We start from the raw sequence: 12,616 nt of genomic DNA on the forward strand, positions 1-12,616 counted from the left end.
AACCTATTTAATTATCTTTGTATTGATATGCAAGAATTACCTCTAAATTTACCCGAAGGCTCACGAAAAGAAGTTATGAGCTATTTGGAACCGTTCATGCTTAACGAGATGAGCGATTATTTAAAGCCTGTAGACGAAATGTGGCAACCTGCAGATTTTCTACCAGATGCTTCTAGAGATACATTTTTTGAAGAAATTAGAGATTTACAAGAGAGTGCAAGAGAACTTCCATATGATTTAGTTGCTGTATTAGTTGGTGATACCATTACAGAAGAAGCGTTACCTACATACGAATCGTGGTTAACCATGGTTGAGGATGTAGAGAAAAATGAACAAGGTGGCTGGATGAGATGGGTACGTGCTTGGACTGCTGAAGAAAATCGTCATGGTGACCTTCTGAACAAGTATCTATATTTATCAGGAAGAATTGATATGCGTCAATTCGAGATCTCAACACAATATTTAATAAAAGATGGTTTTGATATTGGTACCGGGGCAGACCCTTACCGTAACTTTATTTACACATCTTTCCAAGAATTAGCAACCAATGTTTCTCACCGCCGCGTCGCAGGTCTCTCCAAAAAGAGCGGTGATAAATTATTAGCAAAAATGTGCGGTGTTATTGCTTCAGATGAAGCACGTCATGCCAAAGCATATATGTCATTTATATCCCATGCATTAGTCGTTGACCCTAGTGAAGTAATGATTGCTTTTGAAGATATGATGCGTAAGAAAATTGTTATGCCTGCTCAATTCTTAAGAGAGTCTGGAGAACCACAAGGGGAAGCATTTGCGCACTTTTCTGATGCAGCACAACGTCTCAATATCTATACAGCAATTGATTATGTTGATATATTAAAAGAATTAAATGCTGATTGGAAAATCGATCAAGTGACCGGTTTAAATGAAAAAGGAGAAAAAGCGAGAGATTATCTAATGAGATTACCAGATCGCTTACTTAGATTAGCAGACAGAATGAAGGTTCCAGAAACGGAATATAAGTTTAAATGGATCTACGATCAGAAATAATAAAAAAGCTCGATAATAAATTATCGAGCTTTTTTATTATTTCACAAAATTATGGAGAAGTAGATTATTTCACTCCCCCCATTAATTTCTTCACCAATGGTGATAAAGCAATTAAAACCACCCCGGCTATTAATGAATAAACCCCCAGTTGCTTATAGCTATCCGTATATGTGATTAATTTATCCGCCAAAGAATCACCTTCTCGAGCTTCAGCCATACTAGCTCCTATTAAACCCGCTACATATTGACCATAAGCACTAGCTAAAAACCACATCCCCATCATAATGCCCTGCAGCTTCCCTGGCGACAGTTTAGTCATAATAGATAAACCAATAGGCGATAAACACAATTCACCAACAGTGATCACTAAAAGCGCTAACGTAAAGATATCTAAAGATGCGATTCCATCCTGTGCGAAAAATTTAGTTCCAAATAATACGTAATAACCTAAACCTAGAAAAATAAATCCTAAACCAAATTTAATAATGGTATTCGGTTCCATCTTTCTTTTCGACAGCCAAATCCATAATAGTCCAAAAATTGGAGCCAAAATAATAATGAAAAATGCTCCTCCCGAATTATTAACGCCATTAGGATCTAAATGAAATAATCCACCTAACATGGAGTCATTCAAATTCTTTGCTGCAAAAATGCTCAATGAACCACCACTCTGTTCGTAAATTCCCCAAAAAATGATAGAAAATAAGATAAAGACCAAAGCGGCAATCAATTTATTTCTTTCGACCCTATTCAATTTTGTCATTTCATAGAACAAGTATATTAATGTCAATGGACCGATTAGGTACATAAAAATATCCGTATACTCCGTTTTAGAAACCATCACCTGCACTAACGGTATTAATAATAAAGTCGCTAGATAAACAGCATATTCTGCCCACTTAGGTAATGCCTTAACTTTAACAATAGCATCTGGATGTCCTGGCTTTAAACCGATAGGTCCTAAGTGAAACTTGGTAAAATGAAAATTAATGAGACTGATCAGCATACCGATAGCAGCTAGACCAAAAGCAACATTCCAACGATGTGCCTCATCAATTACTGAAGCTAGCATATACCCCTTTCCAATTGCAACACAAATGTACCCACCTAGGAATGCACCTAAGTTAATCCCAGCATAGAATAATGAAAATCCCGCATCTCTTCGATTATCATCCGAGCGATATAATTCACCAACCATTGTTGAAATATTTGGCTTAAAAAAACCCGTCCCGATAATGATAAATGCTAATCCGAAGAAGAAAAATTGATGTGGATCTGTTGCTAATAATGCACTACCTACAATCATCAAAGTACCACCCCAAAAAAGAGATTTTCTAAATCCTAATATTTTATCAGCAAATAAACCACCGATAAAAGTAAAAGCATATACAAAAGCCTGAGTCGCTCCGTATTGCAAATTTGCTTCCTTTTCTGCAAAATTAAGCTGCGTGATCATAAAGAAAACCAGCATACCCCGCATACCGTAAAAGCAAAAGCGTTCCCACATTTCCGAGAAAAATAAACTCCAAATCTGTTTTGGATATTTTCCTTCAAAATGTTGAACCTGTTCTAATGTTTGTTGTCCTTGTTTTGACATTTCGATTATTATTAAAAAGAGCTTCCTAAAAAGGAAGCTCTATCAGATTTCATTATTTAACGCCGTGCATCAATTTTTTAATAATAGGATTAAATACCATTACTAACAAACCTGCTGCTGCTGGAATAGCAGTAAACAAAAAGAAGAAGTGACTTAAGGAGTATTCCTGCTGAATAGTCTCCACTTGTCCACCTAATACGGCGGCAACTTTTTGCGCAATCGCAATAGCTAAATACCAGATACCAAACATAAAAGCCAGCATACGGCCCGGCACAAGTTTCGAAACATAAGAAAGACCTACCGGAGAGATAAATAACTCACCCAAAGTGTGGAATAAATAAGTAAGAATTAGAAAAATCATGGAGATTTTAACACCCTCACCAATTCCCCATGAGCCTAAACCAATGACCAAAAATCCAATCGCTACTAAAATTAAACCGTAACCATATTTCATCGCGGCAGAAGGATTATACTTAGACTCCCATAGTTTAGAAACCGTTGAAGCTAAAGCAATAATAAAAAAGGAATTTAATGTTGAGAACCAAGAAACAGTAATCTCCGAAGCTTCTTTAGAAAACTCATTTTTCAACATCCAGATTGCTGCACCCCAAATAAGTACAAAACAAATAATCAAAATGATATTAGATAAAGCAATTTTATTCCATGTCGCTTTTGCTAACTTGATTAATACCCAAGATATAAGTCCCAAAGGAACAATCGTTAATAACGCATTTACAATATTAAAAGTAGTCAAAGCAGCACCAGTTAAACTTCTATCGATATAATCCCGAGCAACTATAACCAATGAAGTAGCTCCCTGCTCAAAACTCATAAAGAAGAATATTAAAAAGAATGCTAGAAATACCACAGCTATCATTCTATCCCTTACAACTTTATCATATCGTCCTATACGAGATGCAATTAAATAGATGAAAAGAACTAAAGCAATAAAGATCATCAGGTATTGACCTCTCAGGAAAGGTAAGTCCAATGCACTAAACATATCTATAATACCATTTTTAGACAATGGATCATTAAAAGCATATAAAAATCCTATGATCGAGATAATAGCTATTAAGATGTAATCAAGAGAAGTAAAAGGATTTCTTTTGTCAGCATCTTCTAACAATTTATCTTCAGCACTTAAGTCTTTCGCTTTACCTAATATCCCTAGATTACCCATCAAAGGTTTAGCAAACACAAATTGTAATGTTCCTAAAAGCATAAAAATTCCGGCTAAACCAAAACCCCAGTGCCATCCTTGTGTTTCAGCAATATAACCACAAAGCATCATACCAAAAAATGCCCCTGCATTGACCCCCATATAAAAGATCGTATAAGCGCCATCTTTCTTTTCAGGTAGATCCTTATACATTTCACCTAATATGGATGGCATATTAGGCTTAAAGAAACCTGTACCGATCACCAAACAGGCTAAACCAATAAAAAACATCATCTGTGTATCAAATGCCATTGAAGCATGACCGATTGTCATGATAATAGATCCAATAATTACAGCTTTACGTGATCCAATATATTTGTCGGCAATAATACCACCCAAAATTGGAGTTAAATATAGCATCATCGCATATGTACCGTATAATGCACCGGCTTGTTCTGCACTCCATGCCCAGCCTCCTTTTAGAACTGCAGCAGTCAAAAACTGGATCAACAATACCCGCATACCGTAGAACGAAAATCGTTCCCACATTTCGGTAAAGAATAGGACAAATAATCCCGATCGTTGTCCTAAAACATTTGATTTATAAAAATCAGAAGTCGTCCCTCCTGAAAATGAAGCCTTAGATGCTTGACTCATATCAATAATTTAAATCTATTTATGCGTATTAAAAAAATGTATTAACAGTCTACAAAGAAACAAAAAACAATCGCATTTTTTACTGAATAATTGTATTATCTCTATTATAAGGCATCATTTAAAAACAAAAAGAGACGTCTCTACCGAAACGCCTCTTCTAAATATTATATAATGAGCACAGATTAATTGATACCGTGCATCATTTTCTTTAACACTGGGTTTAGAATTAATAAAATTAAAGCTGTAGCTGCTGGAACAATGGCAAAAATCATAAAGAAGTATGACATAGAATGTTCAGCAGTAATTTTATCAATATATGAACCTAAGTAACCACCTATAAAATTAGCGATTGCAGATGCACAGAACCAAAATCCAAACAATAGACCTAATAATTTCTTAGGAGATAGCTTACTTACATAAGATAGACCAACTGGGGATAAGCATAATTCTCCTGTAGAGTGAAAGAAATAAGCAATAATCAACCAGATCATACTCACAGTTGCAGTCTTAGCTCCTTGAGGTATTTCACTCGCTCCGTAAGCTAAAGCGGCAAAACCGACACCTACCAAAGCAAGTCCTAACGCAAATTTCACTGGACCTGATGGATTCCATACCTTTTCCCAAAACTTACTAAATGAATTTGCTAATGAAATGATAAAAAAAGCATTCAAGATTTGGAACCATGAAGCAGCTACTTCTGTTTCTGTAGCACCAAATTCTCTAAAAACTTTCCATAAACCTAAACACCAGATAACTGCAAATGAAATTCCTGTAAATATAATAGTTAATGGGTATTGCTTATAGATACGTTTTGCTAATGCAAACAAGACAACACTAACAATAACCATTGGTGCAATGGTTAAAATGGTATCTATCCATTTAAAAGTAGTAGCTGTGTTTCCCGAAAGAACACGTTGTGTATAATCTTTAGCAAAAATAGACATTGATCCTCCTGCCTGCTCAAATGCTAAGAAGAAAACGATACTTGCAATCATTAATACCGCAATCACAATCAAACGGTCCCTTACCACATTTGGAGGAATCACTTCCTCAGGTTCTTCTTCGTGATTTTTTATCTTTTCATCATGAAAAGCTTTGGTAGCTTTTGGAGACTCACCAATGACACCAAAAATCTTCTGGGCAAAGTAGAATTGCAACATTCCAAAAAACATAAAAACACCAGCTAAACCAAATCCGTAGTGCCAGCCAACCTTCTCTCCAATATAACCACAAAGTAACATACCAAGAAAAGATCCCGCATTAATACCCATATAGAATATCGTGTATCCCGCATCTTTCTTAGCACTAGCATCTGGATAAAGATTTCCAACCATGGAGGAAATATTTGGTTTGAACATACCATTACCAAGAATCATTAAACCAAGACCAACGTAAAAGAAATTTTGGTTTATCCCTTCAAAGGCCATAGATAAGTGGCCCATGGTCATAATCAATGCACCAATTAAAATTGCTTTTTTAAATCCAGTCAACTTATCAGCTATCATTCCACCAATTAATGGTGTCAAATAAACCAAACCAGTATAAAGTCCATAAAGCTTCATGGCTTCCTCATTACTCCATCCCCATCCTTCATCAGCAAGAGAACTGATTAAGAATAATGTCAGTAAAGCACGCATGCCATAATAACTAAAACGTTCCCACATTTCGGTAAAAAATAGGACAAATAATCCCGCAGGATGTCCAATTACCATCTTATCGTCCACACCTTGTTTTTTCAAATGGATAACAAGAGCTTCATCTCTTTCTTGATACATATAATATATTAATAGGGTTATCTAAGTTTAAAATTTTAGCAAATTAACAAAAAGTTATGGATTAATGAATACCGTGCATCATTTTCTTAATCCCCGAACTACACAAAACCAATATTAAGGCAAATATAAAAGAAACAACGGTAAACATACCAAAGAAATAAGACATAGAGTGTGTTGCCGTAATATCATCTATGTAAGAACCTATAAAACCTCCTATAAAATTGGCAATCGCATTTCCGCAATACCAGATACCAAATAGAAGACCAATGACTTTCTGAGGCGATAATTTACTTACATAAGAAAGACCAACTGGTGATAAACAGAGCTCTCCAACTGTCTGAAGAAAATAAGCCAATACCAACCAGATCATACTCACTGAAGCTGTTTTAGCCCCTTGAGGGATAGCTAAACTGCCATAGGCCAACGCTGCAAAACTTAAACCAACAATTGCTAAACCTAAAGCAAGCTTTATAGGCCCCGAAGGATTCCAAACTCTTTCCCAGATACGACTAAAAGAGGTCGCTAAAGTGATGATAAAAAACGAGTTTAGCATTGGAAACCAAGAGACAGTAACTTCAGAACTCACCGAATTGAATTCCCTAAATAATTTCCAACCGCAAAGTATCCAGATAATTAAAAATGAAAGTGCCGAACATATGACAATAAGTGGATACTTGGACCAGATCTTTTTTGCTAAAGCAAATAAAACGGCGGAAACTACGAGTATTGGAAATACCGTCAAAGCCGCATCGACCCATTTAAAAATAACCGCAGTATTTCCCTCGAGAACACGTTGAGTGTAATTCTTTGCAAAAATTGTCATTGATCCTCCAGCTTGCTCGAAAGCTAAATGAAAAATAATACTCGCAAACATAAAAATACCGATAACAATTAATCGGTCACGGGTTACATGTGCAGGTGTTTTTAACTCATTAGGATCATCTATTTCTTTTACCGGATCAACTTGTTGCAATTGGGGCGAATCGCCTATAATTCCAAATATCTTTTGAGCAAAATAAAATTGCAACATACCCAAGAACATGAAAACACCTGCTAAGCCAAAACCAAAGTGCCAACCAACTTTCTCCCCGATATAACCGCATAACATCATACCCAAAAATGCACCACCGTTGATACCCATATAAAAAATAGTGTAACCGGCATCTTTCTTACTACTAGAATCGGGATATAATTTTCCAACCATCGAAGCAATATTGGGTTTAAACATTCCATTACCTAAAATCATAAGTACTAATCCTAGAAAGAAAAAATTAGAATTTATTCCTTCCAACGCCATGGAAGCGTGACCTATGGTCATCGTTAAGGCACCAATTAAAATTGCATTTTTATATCCAAGCAGGCGATCAGCAATTACTCCTCCGATGAGCGGAGTTAAAAACACAAAACCAGTATAAAGACCATACAGCTTCATCGCTTCAGCATTCGTCCATCCCCATCCCCCACTTGAAATTTCACTAATTAAGAAAATTGTCAGCAAAGCGCGCATACCGTAATAACTGAAACGTTCCCACATTTCAGTAAAAAATAAAACAAATAAACCCGCTGGATGACCTTTTACTAAAATGTTTTCTACTTGCAGCTGATGCAAATGCGTGGCAAGAGCATCATCTTTTACCTGACTCATATTTTTGGTTTGTTTTAATATTTGTTTTTCTTTAAATAAGGAGTTGCAAAATACTAATTTAATTCAGTTGCCGTATAAACAATCGAATTTTTCATAAAACTGTTTTTGCCTTATCTTAAGCATTTAAAAGTCATACTTCAACATGCTAGCGACATGAGACAGGTACTAAATGGTCTTAAAGTAATACAATGACACGCAGTTTCTTCACAGCTTAGAAAAATAATCATTCCCACAGATAAGTCTAATAGAGATTTAAATTCAACAAAAAACCCTTTATTTATGCATTTGCATAAATAAAGGGTTTCAGCTATCTAAAAGTTTTGTACGCTATTATACTTAAGTATTAAATTGTTGGACGTAAACGCTCCAATAATTTTTTTGAAGCAAAAATACCTGCTTCTTCACTGATATTGCTTCCTTCGTATTCGATACCGATATAACCTTTAAATTTAGCATCTTTTACTATTTTAAGCATGCGTGCGTAATCAATTTGAGTTTCATTACCATTTGCATCAAAATCATGTGTTTTAGCACTCACCCCTTTGGCATACGGCATTAAATCCTGAACACCTTGATAACGATCATACTCATAAAAATTACCCAAATCAGGTAAACTTCCACAATTCTTTTTACCTACAGTTTTTAAAGTATCTGCTAACCAATCGCCATGTGATGAAATACCACCATGATTTTCAACGATAACACTTATTTTTGATTTTTTACCATAATCAGCCAAAGTAGATAAACTTTCTACTACAGCTTTTTTAACTTCTTCTGGAGTACCTTTACCAGCGGCATTTACACGTACTGCGTGACATCCCAAAAAGTTTGCCGCATCAATCCATTTATAGTGATTCTCAACAGCTTGCTTACGTTTAGTAGCATCTTCATCCCCTAAATTACCCTCGCCATCGATCATAATCAAAACGTTACGAACACCATTGTCTTTAGCGCGATTATTAAGATCTTTCAAATACGTCATATCTTGTGCTTTATCCTTAAAAAAAGCATTCACGTATTCAACTCCATAAATTCCGAATTTTTTTGCCGCTAATTCAGGAAAATCGATATTTTTAAGATCTCCCTTAAATAATGTTTTGTGCAATGACCACTCAGCTAATGAAATATCGAACCAGTTTTTAGGTGCTGCCAGCAAATCTAAGCTCGGCATTAAGGCCACTCCGGCAGCCGTTAAACCCAAATTTTTGAGAAAATCTCTTCTTGAATTCATAATTATAGTATTTAGTTTAAGTTCTTTATTTTTAAATATTACCCCAACCAGCTGTTAAAACATCAACCAGGTGAATAGTTTTTATTGGTAATCGATATTGATCGATATATGCTTGTAACTGAAGTAAGCATGAGGCATCTGTCGAAATAATGTAATCAGCATGCATATCCATGGCATTTTTTACTTTTTGCTCTGCCATAGCAGAAGAGATTCCTTCAAATTTTACTGAAAATGTCCCACCAAAACCACAGCAAACTTCACTATCCTTTACTTCTACCATTTCTAGACCAAGGACTTTACTTAATAAATGCCGCGGTTCATCTTTGATTTTACACTCTCGTAATGCTGAACATGCATCATGATAAACAGCAATCCCCTCTAACTCAGCACCAAAATAATCCTTCTTAACGACATTTACTAAAAAATCAGAAATTTCAAATATATTTTTCTGTATCGAACGACAGTGTGACTGCTCAATAGAGCCCGTGAATAAATCATTGTAACTATGCTTCACCATTCCGGTACATGATGCAGATGGCGAAACTATATAATGATCTGCACTAAAATCTTTTAAAAATTTTTGCCCAACAACTGTTGCCTCATCCCAAAAACCGGCATTATAAGCAGGTTGACCACAACATGTTTGTTCTGCGTTATAAGTAACTTCACATCCTGCTTTCTCTAACAGTCGAATAGTATTAAAAGCCGTTTCCGGATACAACTGATCTATAAAGCAAGGAACAAAAAGTTCAACTTTCATATGTTAATATTCTAAAATTTAAATTTAGGATTTATTGAACCGCAACAGACGAGCGAGCAGTAACAATCCAATTACAAAAAATAAAGATAAGGATAATGCCGAATATCTAATATTATGTGTCATTTGTTCAATCAGCGCAAACGAAAACAAACCCACCACAATTGCTAATTTCTCTGTAACATCATAAAAAGAGAAAAAAGCCGTTGTATCCTGTATACCTTCAGGAATTAATTTAGAAAATGTCGATCTTGAAAGCGATTGAATTCCTCCCATTACCAATCCAACCAAAGCTGCCAATATATAAAATTGAATTTCGGTTGTTAAAAAATAAGCAGAAATGCAGATACTGATCCAAATAACCACAACTAACATCAACACTCGAACATTTCCAATACGAGCTGAAATAGCCGACATAATAAATGCACCTGCAATTGCAACAAGTTGAATCAATAAAATAGTACCAATTAATTTAGTCGCGCCCAAATGCAATACCTTCTCTCCAAATGCCGATGCGACAATCATTAATGTCTGTACCCCTATACTGTAAAAGAAAAATGCGGGAAGAAATTTTTTGATCTCCTCTATCTGCTGAATATGCCCCCAAACTGAAGAAATTTCTGCTTTTACCTTGTTAATTAATGACAAACCCTCACCTTTTCGGGTAGCCGGAATGTTAGGAAGATATTTGAAAGGAATAAGAGAAAATCCCAACCACCAAATTCCAACCATTAAAAAGGAAACCCTTGCCGGTAAAGAAGGATCAGTAATTCCAAACCAATCAGGTTTCAATACAATGATAAAACATAAAATCTGTAAGGTAACACAGCCCACATAACCATAGGAAAAACCTTGTGCACTCACCTTATCTTGCTGTTCCACAGAAGCGATAAGAGGAAGATAAGAATTGTTAAATAGAACACCGCCTATATACCCCATCGCCGCAATCACAAAACAAATAATCCCAACTTCCAAAGTTTCCAGTTTAAAGAAAAAGAGTCCCATACATGCGACTGCTCCAGCAGTAGTAAAAAACTTCATAATTTGTTTCTTCTTGCCATTTGCATCTGCGTACGAAGAAATAAAAGGTAAAGTCAATGCCATGACCAAATAAGCAAATGCTAAAGCAAAATTTGATAATGCCGTATTAACAAATTCAAACCCAAAGAACTTAACCACATCACCATGTTCTTTTGTATTGGTGATTGTTGTATAGTAAACAGGAAAAATCGTTGATGTAATAACCAGATTGTAGGCCGAATTAGCCCAATCAAACATGGCCCAAGAACGAATTAATTTTTTATTATCTTTTTTAATAACAGACATACTGAAGGTTTAGTCGATAAAAATAATAATTAAGCAGTATAAACTGAAATATTAATAATTCTGCCTGATATAAGTCATGATATTAACCATTTCCTTTCTAATAATCGCGCTTCTTTCATCAATAAAATTATTATTTAAAAAAGAAAAAGCAAGTTTTTTTCCAGACCGGGTTATTAAGTATCCACTTTGACAGTAAACTGATGTAATGGTTCCTGTTTTAGCAAACACAAATGGAACACCACGGTCAGTACTGTATGAACGTTTTAATGTACCATCAACGCCACCTGTAGAAAAAAGTTTAAATCGTTGAGATTCATCTGGAAGCTTATTTTTTATAGCCACTAAAACATCAATCATGTTTTGTGGCGTTATCTTATTATAAGAAGAGAGCCCAGATCCATCATGTAATACAATTTCATCCGAGTAATATTTAAAATAATGATCCTTCATCCAGTTGCGGACTAAATAAGTATCAAACATCTTAAATTTCTGTAGTGATATCATCATGAGAATTTGCTCAGCTAGGTAATTGTCACTAGGTAACATCATTTCACGTAAAACATACCGGGTAGCATTAGAGTAAAGAGTTTTTACCTCAGTTGGTTTACTATATTCAATGATCTGAATAGATTTATTTAAAGTGTCTGATAATAATCTAATGGCTAAAGTATCCGAATATTTAAAAGGAATTTCGTTAACATAGTTGGAAGGTACCTTTTCCCGAGATTGTAAGAATTGATTTTCAACAAATGATCTACTTAGTGTAAACTTACCTTTATCTAAAGAATGATCAATCGTTAACTTCTCCTGAAACAAGTATGGAACAAGCTTCAGACCATTGTTCGAATTCTCCCTAAAAGTAACGACATTTCCATAAATTGGAAATGTTGCAATTTCGGGTTGATAATAAGAATCAAAATCATCCATTGTCCAACCTGCAGCAAAAAAACGATTCTGCATAGGAGTTGGAATAAAGAACAGCTTTTTTTCTGTCTTCTTTAAAAAGTTGTAGACAACATGTGAATCCATTTTACTGTGTAAAAAAGTCGGATCACCTGTTCCCCAAAATAAGAGCGAATCACCTTTTTCAACATACTGTAACCCAGGAATTGAATCACCAAGCATTTCTAGAGCTGTATAAAGTGTAAAAACCTTAGTATTAGAAGCCGGTGTAAAATGCTTGTGACCATTAATATCAACAACATAACGATTACTGTCTAAATCGTATAAGGAAAATCCAAAAAAATGATCATTAAGTATTTGAGATTGCTGCAATTTAGCGTAAACATCACTAAACACCTGGGCATTAACATTATAAATATTAATAACTAAAATTAAAACAATAAATATTCTCTTAAAAAATTCCATCCCTGTAAAACTACGAAAATTGAGACATAATACTGGTTTTACTTATTTCCCTCATGGCCATAAATGAGC

9 protein-coding genes are annotated in these 12,616 nt (G+C 35.0%); 1 reads left to right on the forward strand and 8 read right to left on the reverse strand.

Annotated elements, in window-relative coordinates; all coding sequences use genetic code 11:
* The first annotated feature begins 27 nt into the window (after positions 1-27).
* Complete coding sequence (locus FHR29_RS15040; protein WP_132771999.1) at positions 28-1,029, forward strand: acyl-ACP desaturase; 1,002 nt, start codon at positions 28-30, stop codon at positions 1,027-1,029.
* A 64-nt stretch (positions 1,030-1,093) separates the two neighbouring features.
* Here FHR29_RS15040 and FHR29_RS15045 read toward each other — a convergent pair whose 3' ends face one another.
* The 8 genes from FHR29_RS15045 to FHR29_RS15080 form a co-directional block, all read right to left on the reverse strand.
* Positions 1,094-2,626, reverse strand: a complete 1,533-nt coding sequence (locus FHR29_RS15045) for a peptide MFS transporter (protein WP_132844046.1) — start codon at positions 2,624-2,626, stop codon at positions 1,094-1,096.
* Positions 2,627-2,678: 52 nt separating this feature from the next.
* The gene (locus FHR29_RS15050) at positions 2,679-4,445 is read right to left on the reverse strand and encodes a peptide MFS transporter (protein WP_021189744.1); all 1,767 of its coding nucleotides are present in this window, start codon (positions 4,443-4,445) and stop codon (positions 2,679-2,681) included.
* A 182-nt stretch (positions 4,446-4,627) separates the two neighbouring features.
* Complete coding sequence (locus tag FHR29_RS15055) at positions 4,628-6,220, reverse strand: peptide MFS transporter (RefSeq protein ID WP_132772001.1); 1,593 nt, start codon at positions 6,218-6,220, stop codon at positions 4,628-4,630.
* 61 nt (positions 6,221-6,281) lie between these two features.
* The gene (locus FHR29_RS15060) at positions 6,282-7,865 is read right to left on the reverse strand and encodes a peptide MFS transporter (RefSeq protein ID WP_183915580.1); all 1,584 of its coding nucleotides are present in this window, start codon (positions 7,863-7,865) and stop codon (positions 6,282-6,284) included.
* A 343-nt stretch (positions 7,866-8,208) separates the two neighbouring features.
* Entirely contained in the window at positions 8,209-9,096 is an 888-nt protein-coding gene (locus FHR29_RS15065; RefSeq protein ID WP_132772003.1) for a sugar phosphate isomerase/epimerase, read from the reverse strand.
* A 31-nt stretch (positions 9,097-9,127) separates the two neighbouring features.
* The gene (locus FHR29_RS15070) at positions 9,128-9,856 is read right to left on the reverse strand and encodes a (Fe-S)-binding protein (RefSeq protein ID WP_132772004.1); all 729 of its coding nucleotides are present in this window, start codon (positions 9,854-9,856) and stop codon (positions 9,128-9,130) included.
* A 24-nt stretch (positions 9,857-9,880) separates the two neighbouring features.
* Entirely contained in the window at positions 9,881-11,179 is a 1,299-nt protein-coding gene (locus FHR29_RS15075) for an MFS transporter (RefSeq protein WP_183915581.1), read from the reverse strand.
* A gap of 51 nt (positions 11,180-11,230) precedes the next feature.
* Entirely contained in the window at positions 11,231-12,547 is a 1,317-nt protein-coding gene (locus tag FHR29_RS15080) for a D-alanyl-D-alanine carboxypeptidase (RefSeq protein ID WP_183915583.1), read from the reverse strand.
* Between the last annotated feature and the right edge of the window lie 69 nt (positions 12,548-12,616).

The sequence above is a fragment of the Sphingobacterium sp. JUb56 genome (assembly GCF_014191365.1).
GTDB classification, from domain to species: Bacteria; Bacteroidota; Bacteroidia; order Sphingobacteriales; family Sphingobacteriaceae; genus Sphingobacterium; species Sphingobacterium anhuiense.